This window comes from Hymenobacter tenuis (assembly GCF_054780495.1).
In genome coordinates this window covers 580,373-596,965 of record NZ_BAAGWF010000001.1, presented here as the reverse complement: position 1 = coordinate 596,965, position 16,593 = coordinate 580,373, and the positions used below count along the sequence as shown (strand labels likewise).

12 protein-coding genes are annotated in these 16,593 nt (G+C 60.3%); 7 read left to right on the top strand and 5 right to left on the bottom strand.

From position 1 onward, the window contains the following. Window positions 1–67: 67 nt before the first annotated feature. From ACYVGU_RS02645 to ACYVGU_RS02635, 3 genes are read left to right on the top strand one after another with little or no spacing between them, the layout of a single operon-like run. Window positions 68–955: a rhomboid family intramembrane serine protease gene (locus ACYVGU_RS02645; protein ID WP_460620793.1), complete on the top strand. Its 888-nt coding sequence runs from the start codon at window positions 68–70 to the stop codon at window positions 953–955. Window positions 956–1,015: 60 nt separating this feature from the next. Continuing rightward, on the top strand, window positions 1,016–2,176 hold the full coding sequence (locus ACYVGU_RS02640; RefSeq protein ID WP_460620792.1) for an esterase/lipase family protein: 1,161 nt from the start codon (window positions 1,016–1,018) through the stop codon (window positions 2,174–2,176). Window positions 2,177–2,228: 52 nt separating this feature from the next. Continuing rightward, window positions 2,229–3,254, top strand: a complete 1,026-nt coding sequence (locus tag ACYVGU_RS02635) for a 2Fe-2S iron-sulfur cluster-binding protein (protein WP_460620791.1) — start codon at window positions 2,229–2,231, stop codon at window positions 3,252–3,254. Between the two features lie 101 nt (window positions 3,255–3,355). Here the strand turns inward: ACYVGU_RS02635 and ACYVGU_RS02630 are convergent, their stop codons facing one another. After that, the gene (locus ACYVGU_RS02630; protein WP_460620790.1) at window positions 3,356–5,788 is read right to left on the bottom strand and encodes a glycoside hydrolase family 31 protein; all 2,433 of its coding nucleotides are present in this window, start codon (window positions 5,786–5,788) and stop codon (window positions 3,356–3,358) included. A gap of 212 nt (window positions 5,789–6,000) precedes the next feature. Here ACYVGU_RS02630 and ACYVGU_RS02625 point away from each other — a divergent pair, with 212 nt between their 5' ends. Together ACYVGU_RS02625 and ACYVGU_RS02620 are read left to right on the top strand one after the other, a co-directional pair. Further along, window positions 6,001–7,113: a glycosyltransferase family 4 protein gene (locus ACYVGU_RS02625; protein WP_460620789.1), complete on the top strand. Its 1,113-nt coding sequence runs from the start codon at window positions 6,001–6,003 to the stop codon at window positions 7,111–7,113. Between the two features lie 26 nt (window positions 7,114–7,139). Beyond that, entirely contained in the window at window positions 7,140–7,622 is a 483-nt protein-coding gene (locus ACYVGU_RS02620; protein ID WP_460612613.1) for a YdeI/OmpD-associated family protein, read from the top strand. Between the two features lie 87 nt (window positions 7,623–7,709). Here the strand turns inward: ACYVGU_RS02620 and ACYVGU_RS02615 are convergent, their stop codons facing one another. Next, the gene (locus tag ACYVGU_RS02615; protein WP_460620788.1) at window positions 7,710–9,764 is read right to left on the bottom strand and encodes a 1,4-alpha-glucan-branching protein; all 2,055 of its coding nucleotides are present in this window, start codon (window positions 9,762–9,764) and stop codon (window positions 7,710–7,712) included. Between the two features lie 168 nt (window positions 9,765–9,932). Between ACYVGU_RS02615 and ggt the strand changes: the two genes are divergently transcribed. After that, window positions 9,933–11,678, top strand: coding sequence for a gamma-glutamyltransferase family protein (gene ggt, locus ACYVGU_RS02610; protein WP_460620787.1), 1,746 nt, complete (start codon window positions 9,933–9,935; stop codon window positions 11,676–11,678). Window positions 11,679–11,758: 80 nt separating this feature from the next. Here the strand turns inward: ggt and ACYVGU_RS02605 are convergent, their stop codons facing one another. The 3 genes from ACYVGU_RS02605 to ACYVGU_RS02595 all read right to left on the bottom strand — a co-directional run bounded on the left by ACYVGU_RS02605 (window position 11,759) and on the right by ACYVGU_RS02595 (window position 13,185). After that, window positions 11,759–12,124: a hypothetical protein gene (locus tag ACYVGU_RS02605; protein ID WP_460612616.1), complete on the bottom strand. Its 366-nt coding sequence runs from the start codon at window positions 12,122–12,124 to the stop codon at window positions 11,759–11,761. Between the two features lie 159 nt (window positions 12,125–12,283). Continuing rightward, window positions 12,284–12,667 (bottom strand): hypothetical protein, encoded by a 384-nt coding sequence (locus ACYVGU_RS02600; protein WP_460612617.1) that lies wholly within the window; start codon window positions 12,665–12,667, stop codon window positions 12,284–12,286. A 176-nt stretch (window positions 12,668–12,843) separates the two neighbouring features. Then, on the bottom strand, window positions 12,844–13,185 hold the full coding sequence (locus ACYVGU_RS02595) for a hypothetical protein (protein ID WP_460612618.1): 342 nt from the start codon (window positions 13,183–13,185) through the stop codon (window positions 12,844–12,846). 260 nt (window positions 13,186–13,445) lie between these two features. On the opposite strand from ACYVGU_RS02595, the gene ACYVGU_RS02590 reads away from it, so the two are divergent. Beyond that, window positions 13,446–16,490 carry a TIM-barrel domain-containing protein gene (locus ACYVGU_RS02590; protein ID WP_460620786.1) on the top strand — a complete coding sequence of 1,015 codons (3,045 nt, stop codon included), beginning with the start codon at window positions 13,446–13,448 and terminating at the stop codon, window positions 16,488–16,490. Window positions 16,491–16,593 lie beyond the last annotated feature (103 nt).

The following is a 16,593-nucleotide window of genomic DNA, read 5'->3' as shown; positions in this document are numbered from 1 at the left end:
GGCTGGCAGGGTTTATGAACCACCACAAGCGCTGGCGGGCCACGGTGCCTGCCAGCGCTTGTTGCGTATGTCTGCTCCTGATCCTGCCAACTTATTCGCCCAGAAAACCGATGCCGAGCTGCTGTATCTGGCGCAGCATGCCCCGCAATATCCGGCCGCAGTTGGGCAAGCCGCAGTGCACGAGTTGCAACGGCGCGGCCTGATACCCGACAATTTGCCCACCTCCAACACCCGCCGGCCAGCAGTTGCGGCCGCTCCGGACCCTAGCGCGGGCTCGGTGAGCTGGGCGGCTATTCGCGGCATCTTCGGACCCCGTTCGGGTTACTTCGTCACGCCCCTTCTGCTGTGGCTGAACCTGCTGTTGTACAGCCTGCTGGTGTTGGGCGGAGCCGATGCCCTGGACCCCGCGGGCGCCGACCTGATTCGGTGGGGCTCCAACTACTCGCCGCTTACGCTGCCCTACCAGCCTTGGCGGCTGCTTACCAGCTGCTTTCTGCACGGCGGTGTGGGCCACTTGCTGCTGAACATGTCGTCGTTGGTGTTCCTGGGGCTGCTAACGGAACGCCTGACGGGCTCGGGCCGGCTGCTGCTGGTGTTCCTGCTAAGTGGCGTGGGCGGCAGCCTGCTTAGTTTGCTCTGGCACCCGGCGGGCATCAACTCGGTGGGGGCCTCGGGAGCTATTTTTGGGCTGTACGGGTTGCTCCTAGCAACTTTGGTTCGGCGGCCAATTGCTTTTACCCGGGCAGAGCGGTATACAGTGCTGCTGTTTGTACTGTACCTGATGGCCGGTAGTCTGGCCGGCGGCCTGGAAAACCATACCACCGACAACGCAGCCCATGTAGGCGGATTGCTGACAGGTGGAGTACTAGGGGCCTTGCTTCCGCGAAAGGCCGTTGCGCCAGCTCCAGAAACTGGACCGCCGCCTACCGGGACTTCGCGCGAAACGACTACCTAGTAAAACTTTACCTTTCATTGCCTGAATTCGCTATTCCTTTGGCAGCTACCCGATTGTACCGTGACTGAACCCGAACTACCTCTTGAGTCTGCTGCCTCTGCTGGCAAGCCAACGCGCTGGAAGCGCGTAGCCACGGCGGTGGGGCGGGCGGCTCGGGCTCCGTTTGATGGGGCTGGCGTGCTCTACCGGGTCAGTCAGGAGAATCTGCACTTTACGCTGCCGGTGCTCAATGGCGCCTTCGGCGACCAGCTGGAGGCCCGCAATGACCGACGCACTATCCGGATGAGTTTCCGCCGCCACTTAACCGACGTGGCGGTGCCAGACTTGCGACTCATGCCTGGCCCCGATGGCAAGCCGTGCAAAGTAGTGGTGTTCCTGCACGGGCTGATGGGCGACGAAATCATATGGCAAACCGGCGGTAGCGCTGATGATCTGCGCTTTGGCCCGCTGCTCCAGCGCGAGCTGGGCGTTAGCTGTTTGTATGTGCGCTACAACTCGGGCCTGCACATTTCCGAAAACGGCCGCCTCCTGCATCAGCTACTGACGGAACTGGTGCACACTTTCCCGCAGGCGGTAGGCGAGCTGGTGCTGGTAGGCCATAGCATGGGCGGGCTCATTATCCGGAGTGCCGGTTACTATGCCTCGCAGGAGCTCAAACCCAACCCCGCAGAAAGTGTGGTTGGACCTCTACCTAATGAGAATCCCCAACCACTAGGGCAGCCCACGCCGTGGCTGCCACTGCTGCGCGACGTATTTTTATTGGGCGTACCAAACGATGGCTCGTTTCTGGAACAGAACAGCCACCTCACGGCCCTAATTCTACGCAAAATCAACATCTGGCCCACGCGCGCAATCAGTGGGCTGATTGATAAGCGCAGCAACGGTATTAAGGATTTACGCCATGCCCGCTTGGTAGATGAGGATTGGCAGCATGCGCGTGCCGACGACTTGTTTCCGCCCCGCACGGTGGTTCCGCCGCTGGCGGGCGTGCGGTACCATGTGCTCGTGGGCTCCCTGCTGAAATCGGCCAGCTCGGCCCTGCACGACTACTTCGGCGACGGACTGGTGGGCGCTGGCAGTGCCCGGGGCCGCGTGTTCCAGGACCCAGCCGCTCCGCCCGACTTGCACGTGACTACGCACATCTACTCTCAGCTGCACCATGGCACCTTACTCAGCAGCCCGGAGGTATACCAGTATCTACTCGACCAGTTGCGCGGGTAACCTGTAGTTGGACCCGGCGTAGTATGCTCACGTCCTCTACCCCGCCCTCCTCGTGACCCAACCTCTTACTATTCGCCGCATTGCAGAGGAAGTACCGGAAGTCAAGACGTTCTGGCTGGATCCGGCAGAGCCCCTCCCCTACCAGGCCGGGCAATACCTCACGTTGCTGCAGCCCCGCCACCCCGAGCTGCGCCGTTCCTATTCCATGTCCTCGACGCCGGGACTAGATGAGGGGCTGGCTATTACGGTGAAGCGCGTGGCCAACGGGTTCTTTTCGCGGTGGCTGATTGATGAAGCCCGCCCCGGCGACCAGCTCCTGAGTGCCGGCGCCGGCGGCCTATTTACGTTGCCCAATGCCACTAACTTGCCTTATGAGCAGGTTTTGCTGTTTGCTGCAGGTAGCGGCATCACGCCCATTTACTCACTGCTGAAAGAGCTGCTGTATTTTCATCCGCAGGTGCACGTGCTGCTGGTGTATAGCAACCGTACGCCGGCCCTTACCATTTTTAGAGCGGAGCTGCGCCAGCTGGCAGTGAAATTTGCCGGCCGGTTTCAGTTAGAGCTGCTGTACAGCGACCACCCCAACCTGGCCCGGGCCCGCCTATACAAAGAGCTGCTCGTGCAGCTAGTGCGCCACCACGCCACTACCTCACCCAGCCAGATGCTGGCCTATGTGTGCGGTCCCGGCGAGTATATGCGCATGTGTGGCTATGGCCTGCATACCGTCGGGCTACCACACGAGCGGATTCGGCGCGAGAATTTTGTGCTACCCCCACCCGTAAAACCCTCTTTGCCACCTGATACGGCTAGCCACCTGGTTACTATTGAAGCCAATGGCCACACGCATACTATTCCGGTTCACTACCCTACTACCATCCTACGGGCCGCTAGGGCGCACGGTATCACGTTGCCCTACAGCTGCGAGGCCGGTGTGTGCGGTAACTGCCTGGCGCGTTGCACAGAAGGCCGCGTCTGGCTTTCCTACAACGAAGTACTCACCGACCGAGACCTCGCTGAAGGCCTAACCCTGACCTGCGTAGGGCACCCACTAGGCGGCAACGTGCGGTTACAGCTTTAGCTGGAGCTAGTAAGTTGAGCGCAGCACCTATCAAGACAATAAAAAAGGCTTCCAGCACAGTGCTGGAAGCCTTTTTACTAGGTAACACTCTCTATCAAACCTCAGCCGATAACCAGCTCCGTAAAGTCAGCACCTACCACCACGCTTGGAAGCGTGAGGCCGGTTTCAGTGGTTACGTCGGTGCCATCTGTGGCTATGCTATCTACGCTGAAAGCGGGGCTAGTGAAGGGTAGGCCGTGCAGCACCACGCGGTAAGCAGTCCAGGTGGGCTGGAAGCTGCCTTCAACTTCCTGCCGGAGTACTAAGCCGGTTTCAGTGCCGGTAACCGTGAAACGACGGGTAGTGCTCTGGCCGTTCTGGTAGCCGTAGCCTTCGCCGCCATCTTCATAGAGCACGCTAGCCTCAGTGCCGTTTTTGTGGTACACGTGCAGGGTTACTTCTTCCACGGTTTTTTCGCCTACGTACTGCATCACCGGGAACATGGGCACTACGGCACCGGCCTTAATGAACAGCGGAATGCGCGTCAGGTCGGCGGCGGCCCATACTTCGGCGCCCCCGGCTTTGGCTTCATCCGTCCAGTAGTAGAACCAGTCGCCGCGGGGCAGGTACATCCAGCGGCCATCGGCGCCGGCCTGCGTGATGGGGCACACTAGCAGGTGGTCGCCGAGGCTGAACTCGGCCATCCGCAGGTAGGTATCGGTGTCGGCTTGGTCGAGGAAGGCCAGTGGGCGCAGCATAGGCGTGCCCTGCTCCGTGTACTGCCAGAACGTGGTGTACATGTAGGGCAGCAGGCGGTAGCGCAGCTCAATAAAGCCACGGGCCAGCTCCATATAGTTTTCGCCAAATGACCAGGGCTCCTGGTCGCCGTGGTCCCCGGAGCTGTGGGTGCGGAAGAACGGGTGGAAGGCGCCCAGAGCCACCCAGCGCACATACAGCTCCCCATCGGGCGTATCAATAAAGCCCCCAATATCGGAGCCGATAAAGCTGAAGCCCGAGATGCTCAGGCGCTGGCACTGGATGTTGGCCAGCCACAAATGCTCCCAGGAGGCAATGTTGTCGCCGGTCCAGCCCGAAGAGTAGCGCTGCCCGCCCGCGTAGGTGCTGCGCGTGATGGTGAACGGCCGGTTGGGGTAGCTGAACTGCTTCACGCCGGCGGCCGTGGCGCGGGCCATCTGCATACCATACACGTTGTGAGCCTTGCGGTGCGAGCCATGGTGGCCCTCGTAGTGGAAGCGCACGTCATCGGGGAACGTGCCCTTCTCGAACACAGCCGGCTCGTTCATGTCGTTCCAGACGCCTTTCACGCCGGTTTCCGCAATAAGGCCTTTGAACAGGCCAGCCCACCACTCGCGCACCTCAGGGCGGGTGTAGTCGGGGAAGTTGCAGAGGCCGGGCCATACCGAGCCTTTCATCAGGGGGCCATCGGCGCGGCGGCAGAAATAGTCGTTTTTCAACCCCTCCTGGTACACGCTGTAGTCGGGGTCAATCTTGATGCCGGGGTCGATGATAACGATGGTTTTAAAGCCATCTTCGGCCAGCTCCTGCACCATGCGCTTGGGCTCCGGAAAATGGGTAGGGCTCCAGGTAAAGCACCGGTAGCCATCCATGTAGTCAATGTCCAGATACAACGCGTCACAGGGGATTTTCCGGTCGCGGAAGCCCTGGGCAATGGCTTTCACGTTGCTTTCGGGGTAGTAGCTCCACTTGCACTGGTGGTAGCCTAGGGCCCACAACGGCGGCAACTCCGGCGGGCACGTGAGGCGGGTGTACTCCTGGGTTACTTCCATGAGGCTGGGGCCGTAGATGAAGTAGTAGTTCATCTCGCCGCCCTGGGCCCAGAAGCTGGCTACATCGGCCCGCTCGGCCGCAAAGTCAAAGGAAGCCTTAAACGTGTTATCGAAGAAGATGCCGTGGGCCAGCTTTTGGTGCAGGGCCAGGTAAAACGGAATGTTCTTATAGAGCGGATCGGAGCCTTTCTGGTAGCCGTAGGTATCGGTGCCCCAGTTGGTGAACTGCTTGCCACGCAGGTTCATGTTGTCGGGCTTGTCGCCGAGGCCGTAGTAGTGGGCGCCGCTCTGCACCAGCTTGCTCATCTTCACGATGTCGTTGCCGGTTTCATACTCGTACTCCCAATGGAAGCCTTTCTCGTCTTCACTTAGCACCAGGCCGGAGCGGTTGAGCACCCTAGTACGCAGGTTCTCCTTGTCCACCACGCAAATCAGGCGGTCGGTGGTGATGCGGTAGTGGTCGGGCTTTTCGCGGAACTCCAGAAACTCCAGCTCCTGCCGGGCGGGCACACCCTCGGGAAAGGCGTAGCTAAAATCGGGCGGAAAATTGGCTTCTGTGGTGTAGCGGAAGCGCAGCACCTTATCGGAAATAACTTGTAAGCTGAGCTGCACGCCATTGTCGCAGCGGAAAATAAAATCAGTGCCTTGCCGCTCACCCGCTATAACCCGGCCCGGATAAAACTCCTGCCGAGATTGGGCGGCCAAGTCATTGACCATGTAATTGTTCTCCTGAAAAGTATCAGCCATGCGGGGTATAGGTCGGAAATGAAAAGAGGCAGCCACACACCAGATGAACCGGAGCTGCCTCAGGCAATTGACAAAGGTAAAAATGATTCGGGGTACTGTGGAGCCCGTTAGCTAGGTGTTTTAGAGGAAAGGCCATTTAAGGGCGCTTCGGGAGGCTTTTTTCTCTACCTTGCCATACCTCATTGGTGCCAGCCGCTCATCTATCTGCCTTTATGCCATCTGCTCCCTCGTCTGTATTATTACTTGGTTGGAATGAGACCCCACGTGCCGGCGCCCTGGCCGCGCCGGCTTTGCGCCCCCTGATTCAGGCCCTGGCTCCGCTCACGCAGCTCTCGGTTATGCTGCCGCGCACACCTAGTACGCCGTTTGCGGTGCCGGCATCTACGCGCATTACGGCCCTGGCTAGCCTCACGCTGGAGGAAGTAACCGCGCAACGCCCGCACCCCGAGCAGCGCCCCGGCGCTTGGCAGCAGCCCACGGCGCCCTACGTTGGCAGCACCGAAACGCCTACTCTTGCCGCCGTGCCCGCTGAGGCCTGGACGGCACCGGCCGCGCCGTACCTGGGTGCCACCCCGGCTACTGCAAACAGCACTGCCTACCTAACTCAGCCGGCTACCGCTTCACTAGCCCCTGCTGCGGCCTCAACCGTACAAACAGCTGATTTTGATGACGCAGAAATTAGCGCTCCAACGCAGGAGCTGGCAACGGAAGCATCATCATTAGCTTCTGGGTTGCTGGAAATGACAGAGCATGAGTTGCTGCTGAACCAGGATGTACACGCCAGCACCTCCTCCGAGCCGGATGCTGCCGAAGCCTCAGCCCTCAGCCAGCCCCAAGATAACCTGAGCGCTGACGCCGAGGCGCAGCCGGTGGTGCCGGCCCAGCGCGCTACGCTGCCCGAGGCCCTGGCGGCCCTAGGGGCTGAGTTGCCGTCAACCGCCGACCTCAACTTTCAGGTAATACAGTACGCCCGCTTTGCCACGCGCCGCGCCTTGCTCGAGGATTTTGCCGTCATTTACGCCTCCGATTGGCCCACATGGCTGGCAGCACTGGAACTTCGGCAGCAAACGGGCCGCCCGCTGGTGCTGCACGTACACACCCTAGCCCAGGAACGCGCTACCCCCGCCGACCGAAGCTGGGCCCTGGAGCTGGAACGCCTCACGTTACGCCGCGCCGACCTAGTGCTGGCCGCTACAGAAGAGGTTGCCGAGCTGCTGCGCACGCGCTACTTTTTCACGGCCAGCCGCTTACGGGTAGTTTCCGCTACTGATACTGACACTTTAAACGCCACGCTACGTGAGCTGGGAGACAGAACCGGCCGCTAGCCCGCCCTTCTTTTTTTACTTGCCCCATGAGTTCCGACACCCCTATCCGCCACGAGTTTGATGCCCCCATGGAAATGGATGGCGCCGACAGCGGCGTTTTTCTGGTAGTACCCTTCAGCGTACCCGAGTTGTATGCTATTCAGGGCCAGTTGCCCGTTCGCGGCACTATTGATGGCTTTCCGATCCGGCTGAACCTAGTGCCCATGGGCGACGGAAACCACATGATTAACGTGCGCAAAGAAGTACGCAACGCCATCAATAAAACCTGGACCGACACGGTGCACGTGATACTAGAGCGCGACACAGACTCCAGCGGCATTGATATTCCCGAGGATCTGCAATACGCCCTGGACCGGGCCGGCCTCCAGACCGGCTTCGACGCCCTGCCTTATACGCAACGCAAGCAGCTGGCCCAGCGCGTAGCCCGCACCAAAAAGCCCGATGCCCGCTCCCAGCGCATTGAAGAAGCACTGGAGCAAGCCACCTCAGGCCGTAAAACCAGACACTAATTCTTTGCCTAATCTAGCAAAAAGCGCAACGCCCGGCCACTTGTAGTGGCCGGGCGTTGCGCTTTTTGCTAGGGTTCCGATGGGGGCCTAAACCCGCGCCAGCACTAGGGCTGTGCGGCTCGTGACGTAGAGACTGAGTTTGTTTACGCCATCTTCCTCAAACGTATCGTAGGTCATGCCGGCATCAATGCGATTGAAGCCTCCAAACTCCGTGTCGTCGGTGTTGAGCAGGATGCGGTAGCGGCCGGGTTGCGGCACATAGAAGCGGTAGTCGGGCACGCTGCGGTCAACGTGGAAGCTGAACACAAAAATCAGGTTGCTGCGCTCAAAAATGAGCACCTGGTTGTTGGAGTCGATGTTGAGCTCGTGGGCCGGGCCGCCGGTTAGCACGCGGGCCGTTTTTGCCACCTTCAGCATGGCACGGTCAAAGTTCAGCAGAAACTGATACTTCAGGTCGGGGTTGTCGGCGAGGCTCCACTGTCGGCGCGCGAAATGGTGGCTCCATTCGTTGCCTTGGCGCGGAAAATCAACCCACTCGGGATGGCCAAACTCATTCCCGATAAAGTTGAGGTACGCCTCGCCGCCTAAGCTAAGTGTAGCCAACCGAATGAGTTTGTGCAAAGCAATGCCGCGGGCCGTTACGGGGTCGGGGTCATCTTTAAGCATATGCTCGTAGATGGCCTTATCCAGCAGCCAGTGGGCTAGCGTTTTGTCGCCCACCAAGGCCTGGTCGTGGCTTTCGGCGTAGGCCACGGTTTTCTCGCCTTGGCGGCGGTTCGTGAGCGTGTACCACAGGTCGTGCAGGTTCCAGTCTTCGTCGCGGGTGTGCTTCAGGAGCTTAATCCAGTAGTCCGGAATGCCCATGGCCAGCCGGTAGTCAAAGCCGATGCCGCCTTCACTAATAGGCCGGCACAGGCCGGGCATGCCGCTCATGTCTTCGGCAATGAGCAGGGCGCTGCGCTTGCACTCGCGCACCAGGCTAGCGGCCAGCTGCAGGTACAGAATAGCATCCTCATCGGCCTCAGGACCGAAATACTGGTCGTAGGAGCCAAACGCTACCCCCTCGCCATGGTGGTGATAGAGCATGCTGGTGATGCCATCAAATCGGAAGCCATCAAAGTGAAACTCCTCGAGCCAGTAGCGCAGGTTGCTGAGCAGAAACTGCTGCACTTCGGGCTTGCCGTAGTCAAACAGCTTGGAGTCCCAGCCCGGGTGGTTGCCGCGCGGGCCTTCGTGGAAGTACTGGCCTCCTGAGCCATCGAAATCCGCCAAGCCCTCGGCCTCATTTTTTACGGCGTGCGAATGCACCACATCGAGCAGTACCGCAATGCCACGGCGGTGGGCCTCGTTGATGAGATGCTTCAGTTCCTCGGGCGTGCCAAACCGCGACGACACGGCAAAGAAATTGGCCACGTGGTAGCCGAAGGAGCCATAATACGGATGTTCCATCACGGCCATCAGCTGCAGGCAGTTGTAGCCGCCGGCCTGAATGCGCGGCAGAATCTGCTCGGCAAATTCTAGGTAAGAGCCTACCTTGCCTTCTTCCAGGGCCATGCCCACGTGCGCTTCATATATCAGCGGCTCGCGCACAAAATTCGGCACCCGGAATTTCTGATCGGTCCAGACGAATTGGGTTTCTGGCTTCCATACCTGGCCGGCAAAATCTTTGGTTTCAGGGTTCTGCACGGCCCGGCGCAACGTGGCGGGCAGGCGGTCTTTGCCGCCTTTGCTGGTTACCACGTGCACTTTATAGAGCGAGTGGTGCGTGAGCCGGTTTTGGTACTCTTTATCGGAGAGGAACACTTCCCACACGCCATCCTGGCCCTTGCTCAGCGGGGTGGCCTGCCGGTCCCAGCCGTTAAAATCGCCTACCAGAAACAGTGCTTCCGCCGCCGGGGCCCACTCCCGAAACCAAAAACCACGGCGCCGGGCGTCGTAGTTGAGGCCGAGGCGCTGGTGGGCTAACGCGAATTTTGTGAGGGAGCCGTACTGGGCCACTATTTCGGCCAACCGCGCTTTTAGGCGCTCTTGCCGACGGAGCAACACTGGCTCAAACGGTGCTAGCCAGGGATCTTGCTGCACCAAGAGCAGCTCGGCCGTGGTTTCGGGGGTAGCAGTGGAGGTAGGCTGTTCTGAGTTCATAGCACAAGTCTCAAGTCGGGTCCGGCCCAAAGCTACAGGATTAGCTGACGTGTTGGCAACGCCTTGGGTGGCGGCCCCTGATACGATAGAATTTGCTCCGGCGCCGGTTTTAGAGCAGAGTTGCGCGAAATCGGTGGCAAATCTGCTACCGGGGTTACCTTTGTTTGTATGAAACGCTTCCTCACTCCGGCAGCCCTAGCCCTGCTGGTGGCCTGCACTACCACGCAACCCGCTACTACCCCAGCCACTACTACTACGGCAACTCTGGCGGCCCCGGTACCCGCGGCTACCCCCGTGGTGGCAGACAAGGCCATGGTTACCTCGGCGCACCCGGAGGCCACCCGAATTGGCGTAGAAATTCTGCAGAAAGGCGGCAACGCTTATGATGCCGCCGTGGCCGTGCAGTTTGCGCTGGCCGTAGCCTTACCCACAGCAGGCAACCTAGGCGGCGGCGGCTTTCTGCTTTACCGCAGCGCCGATGGCCAGGAAGGCGCCCTCGATTTCCGCGAAACGGCCCCCGCCGCTGCCACCCGCGATATGTACCTGGACAAGGACGGCAACGTGGTAACGGACTTGAGCACCCTGGGCCACCTAGCAGCCGGGATACCGGGCACTGTGGCCGGCATGGTAGAAATCCATCGGAAGCTGGGCAAACTGCCGTGGAAAGATGTGGTGCAGCCCGCCGTGAACCTAGCCGCTACGGGCCTGAAGCTCACCGAAAAAGAAGCCGCTGGCCTGAACCGCCAGCGCGAGGCATTTCTGAAATATAACCCTACTACCCCTCCGGCTTATGTACACCCGCAGGGACAGGAGTGGAAAGCCGGAGACATTATCCAGTACCGCGACCTGACCCGCACGCTGGGGGCCATCCGCGACCGGGGCCGCGCCGGCTTTTACGAGGGCGAGGTGGCCAGCATGGTGGTAGCTGAAATGCAGCGCGGCAAAGGCATCATTACTAGGCAAGATTTGCTGTTGTACCGCCCCAAATGGCGCACGCCGCTGCATGGCCAATACCGCGGCTACGAGGTCATCACGTTTCCGCCGCCCAGCTCCGGCGGGGTAGCGCTGCTGCAGATGCTGCAAATGCTGGAGCCCTACAACTTGGGCAGCGCCGGCTGGCACTCTCCGCAAGCCACGCACTGGATTACCGAGGCCCAGCGCCGCGTGTACGCCGACCGCGCTACCTACCTCGGCGACCCCGATTTTGGGCAAGTACCCGTAGCGCAGCTACTCGCGAAGCCCTACAACAAGCAGCGCATGGCCACTACCCTACCCCACCGCGCCACTGCCAGCGCCCAAGTAACGGCCGGGCCTGGCTTGCCTGGTTATGAGTCGGACCAGACGACGCACTACAACATTGTGGATGCCCAAGGCAACGCCGTGAGCTGTACTACAACTCTCAATGGTGCGTATGGCAGCAAAGTGGTAGTGGCCGGAGCAGGCTTTCTGCTTAATAATGAAATGGATGATTTCAGCAGCAAGCCCGGTACGCCCAATTCCTATGGCCTAGTAGGCGGCGCTGCTAATGCCATTGCGCCCGGCAAACGCATGCTGTCTTCCATGACGCCGGCTATCCTGACCAAGGATAAAAAGCTGGCCTTGCTGGTGGGCACGCCCGGCGGCAGCACCATCATTACGAGCGTGCTACAAGCTATTCTTGCTACCCTCGATTATGGCCTGAACGCCCAGCAGGCCGTAGCGGCACCACGCTTGCACCACCAGTGGTTGCCCGATCAGATTGATGTGGAAGAAGGCGCCCTGCTGCCCGCCGCCCAAGACTCGTTGCGGGCTCGCGGCTACCAGCTCAACCCACGCAGCCCCTGGGGCCGGGTAGAAGTAATTCAGGTGCTGCCCACGGGCAAGCTGGAAGGCGGCGCTGACCCGCGCGGCGACGATACGGCAGCGGGTTACTAGGTTGCGAATTGCTTTAAAAGCCAAAGGCCTTGCATCGTGCAAGGCCTTTGGCTTTTTATACGGGTAGTGAGGAACAGCTGCTATTGTGCTTGCTGGTCGGTGGTGGCTTGCAAGCTGCGGGCTACATCCGACAGGGCCTTCGATAGTTCATCGAGCGAGTTGATGAAGCGGGGGTTGGCATCGTCTACAAAGCTGTGAATGTGCTCGGCCAGGGTTTGGAGTAAGTCGCTGATGGGGTTGGGGTCGGAGCCGCTGAGGTAGCCTTTCAGTTTCACCAAATCGGCGGCGATGGTGGCGTGTGCATCCTGGCCCGAGGCGCGGAGCATCTGAATCCAGCCATCAATATTTTCGGTGGCCTTAGCCAGGTGTTGCGTTATGTCGTCGGCGCGAAGAACGCGCAAAGAAGCATCTAGTTGGTCGGCACTGGCAGAATTCGAAACAGACATACTCGAAGAAGTTGGGTGAAACAACAGGAACCCTTGGGTTTACTTCGTACCCAGACCTAGGGTTGGCCCTAACCTTGGTGTAAGATTCTGGCCAGGCCTCGATAAGCACCTGCTACCCTTCAGCTTGCGGCCACCCTCCTGCGAGCCAATGCGCTGGCGCTAAAGCGAGTTGGCAGCGGCTTGTAAGGCCTCGCCCAGCTGTGCAACCTTGTTCTGCGAACCGGCGTCGGCGGTGCTGGCCGCCTGGGTAGTGAGTTGGGCTAGCCGCTGCAAGCTTTCCTTTACCTGCGGGCCGTTCGGGTTCCCGTGGTCGATGGCGTTGTACAGATTTTGGAGCTCGGCAATGAGAGGTGCAAACCGGTCGCCTTCTACGGTTTGCAACAGGTTCATCCAGCGGTACAGGTTGTCGCCGGCGGCGGGGAGTAGGTGCGGCAGTTGGTCGTTTTGGAGGGCATGCAGCGTGGCTTCGAGGTGGGGCTGGCTGCCCGCCAGAAAGGAGCCAGGAGCAGCATTGCTATCGGCGGCAGTGGGGTCAAAACTCATAAGTACAAGCAATAGATGAGGTGAAAGAAAACAGCTTCCGGCGAAGGACAGGCAGCGCACTAGCACTAGGCCGCTTTCAGCGGGCAGGTGCTAGTGCGCTGCTACAACCTAGCGTCATAAAACAGCCTTGCCCAGTGGGCAAGGCTGCCGGAAGGGCGCCGATAAGCGGCAGTTGGCTACGATACTTTCAGGTTACCGGCCGCGGTAATTAGGGTTTGGCCCAAGTGGCGGAGGTGGTCGCCTACGCCATCGTGCATGTCGCGGGCTACGAGGGAGGTGTCTTGGCCGAGGCGCTGCAAGGAGTGGGCAATGGCGGCGCGGTCGTCGCGCTCCACGTGGGCGCGCAGGTTCCGGAGTTCAGCCTGCAGGCCACCCAGCGCTGATCCGCCTAGGCCTTCCAGCGCCTCAATCCAGCTATCAATGTGGTAGAGGCCCGCATCAGCGGGGTGGTTGCTGTGTTGTTCGAGAGCGGCGTAAATGCCTTCAATGGTTTCTTCGATGCGGTCGGCATGGTTCATGGCGCGAGGAAGTTTGAAGGATTGAAAGAGGTAGTAGAACTGTACGCCGCCACTGGCTCAGGCGTTGCCTTCTCATCGGTACTAGGTTCGCCAGCCGATTAAACCGAGCGGTTGGGGTGGGCAGCTATGGTGCCTGATTTGCTGGTTTGAATGCGCTGTTTGCAGCCCGGCTGATCTGGGGCAATTTGGCATGCACGCAAGGGCCCAGAAGCCGTTTTGGCCCCTATCTTGGCGTACCGTTCCCGATTCCCTCCCCAAGTATGTTCCGTCCTTTCCGCTGTGCCTGGCAGTTGCTGCCGTTTCTGCTGTTGTGTTTGCTTACGCCTGGATACGGGCAGCGCACAATGAGCGGCCCACCCACTAAGGACCCATTTGCCCGACCCAAAGCACCGGAAGCTCTGCCCGTTTCAATCGGTAACTACCGCAGCCACACGCTTCAAGGTGGAATCCTCACCATCAAAAGCACCGACGGCAGCACGCTGCGCGTTCGGCCTTGGGAGGAAGGCGTGGTGCGCATAGAGTATTTCCCGGCCGGCCAGCCCGTGCAGGATATTCCGTCGGTAAGTGTAGTGCAGCCGCAAAACCCCTCGCTCGTGCGCTCCTGCAATCCTGGGTGTGATGGTCCGCCGCCGGCTGCCGTTTTGGCCAAACAGCCCGATTTCTGCTCTGGGCTGCTCTCGTACTCCGACCATTTGGAATGGAATCTGGATTGTCCCGGTACGCTCATCATCCATAAGAACCCGCTACGCATCAGCTACCGCCAAAACGGCGAGACGCTGACCGCAGAGGCAGCGGGCGCATTTCGGAGGCCCGCTACGGCTACAGCCCCAGGCAGCGCCGGCGTCTCGTTGCGGCTAACTCCCGAGGAACACCTGTATGGCACCGGCTCCCGCGCCCTGCCCCTCGACCGCCGCGGCCGCCAACTCACGCTCTACAACGAAGCCCACTACGGCTACCAAAACGGCGAACCGACGCTGAATGTGAGCCTGCCCACCGTGCTCAGCAGCCAGGGCTACATGCTGTTCTTCGATAATCACACGGCTGGCACCCTCGACCTCGGCGCCACCGATAAAAACGTGCTAACGTACCAGGGCGAGGAGCTGACCAACTTGGCCTACTACCTCATCACGGGCCGCTCCTACGCCGAAATTCTGGACCGCTATACCCTGCTAACGGGCCGGCAGCCGCTGCCGCCACGCTGGGCCATGGGCCTTATCCAGAGCCGCTTTGGGTATAAATCGGAGCAGGAAATGTACCAGGTGGCGGGCCGGATGCGCCGGGCCGGTTTTCCGCTTGATGCACTGGTGCTCGACCTGTACTGGTTTGGCGGCACAGCGCAGCAAGGCGACTTCCAGTGGCTGAAGCCCAACTTCTCCAATCCTGCTCGCATGATGAGCCGCCTCGATTCCGCGGGCGTTAAAACCGTCCTGATTTCGGAGCCTTACATCATGCGCACTTCGCTCAATGACGGGTTGGTGCGCCGCCAAGGGCTAGTAGGGCGCGATGCCAACGGTCAGCCCTATACCGTGGAGTCGTTCTGGGCCGGGCCTGCTACCCTCCTCGACATGTTCAAGCCCCAGGCCCGGCAGTGGATGTGGCAGCAGTATGACAGGTTGAAGCAGGACGGCGTGGCCGGCTGGTGGAGCGACCTGGGCGAGCCGGAAAATCAACCCGCCGACATGATATATGATGCAGGCCCCACGCGCCGCATTCATAATGCGTACGGGCAGGCCTGGGCTGGTATCCTGCAGGAAGGATACGCTCAAAAGCACCCCGAGCAGCGCCTGTTTAACTTGGCCCGCTCGGGCTGGGCTGGCATGCAGCGCAACAGCGTGTTTCCGTGGTCGGGCGATGTGAGCCGCTCTTGGAGTGGACTTCAAGCGCAGGTGCCCATCATGCTCAGCATGGGCCTGGGCGGCGTGGGCTACATGCACTCCGATGCGGGCGGTTTTGCGGGTAATACCGTGGATGCTGAGCTGTACACCCGCTGGCTGCAAATGGCTAGCCTCGGGCCCATTTTGCGCCCGCACGGAGCTGGCACCCCACCCGAGCCGTATTGGTTTCCGGAGCCCTACCAAGGCTTTGTGCGCTCGGCTACTCACCTGCGCTACCAGTTGCTGCCCTACCTCTATTCACTAGCCTGGGAAAACAGCCAAACCGGCACGCCCCTGACGCGCCCACTCAGTTACGGCCCGGCTAACTTTATTCTGTCACCGATTCCTAGTTATCCGCCCAAAATTCCATCAAGTACACTTACTGCCGAGGAAAAGGAAGCGGGCTTTGCTCCAAATGCGAAGGATGATGATGGAGAGTGGGGGTTTTCTCCCGATCAGAAATCTTGGCGTGAGTGGCAGCCCATAGATAAATATGCGCCTACCCTAGCCAACGTCAACGACCAGTTTCTGCTGGGTCCTAATTTGTTGGTAGCGCCGGTGCTGCAGCCCGGCCAGCGGCGCCGCAATGTGGTGCTTTCGGCCGGCAACTGGATTGATTTCTATACCCACGAAACCATTGCCGGAGACCGTACCGTGGGACGCCCGGCCCCGCTGGCCACTATTCCGCTGTTGGTGCGGGCAGGGGCCTTTTTGCCGATGACGCGCTACGTGGCCAGCACTGCCAACTACCGCCCCGATACGCTCCAAGTGCGCTACTACGCCGATGCTGCAGCCGGCGCCACCAGCTTCACGATGTATGATGACGACGGCCACTCAGCCCAAGCTGCCAAAACCGGCCAGTACCAGCTAATCACCTTTACAGGCAAGACCACCACGGATGGGGCCGATATAAAAGTAGCCGCCAGCGGAAACCCCTACGAAGGAGCGCCCGGCCAGCGCGTGGTGGAGCTGCTCATTCCGCGCATAACCACCGACCCTACCAGCATTCAGCTCAACGGCGCCTTGCTGCCAGCTACCGGTTGGGACTATAACTCGGCCACCCAAACGGTGTTGCTCCGCTTTCCTTTAGAGCTAGGTAAGCCGGTTCAGATACGCATTGGCGGGCTCAAGCTGAATACCACGCCCGCCGCTAACCTGCAGCCGGAGTTTGTAACCCTGGAAGCCCCTAGCAACCGCACCTTCACAGGAAGCACCGAGCTGCGCTACACCTTGCACCAGCCGGGTCAAGCAGGCGTTCTGCGCATCTTGAATGCCCAGGGGGAGCTAGTGCGCACCCTACCCATCGCTACGGAGGCAGGTGCGCACACCGTCAGCTGGAACTCCGAGGACGACCAGCAGCAGGCTGTGTCCGGCGGCATATACTGGGCGGAGCTGGCCGGCCAACACCAGCGGCTAGTAGTAATGCCTTAAAGAACAGCTCCGGCCCACGGGGCGCATCGGGCCCTGTTAGTGAGCCATATCACCACTCATTCCGGCAAAGGGCTGGCTACTGATCCGGAACCAAGTAGGGGTT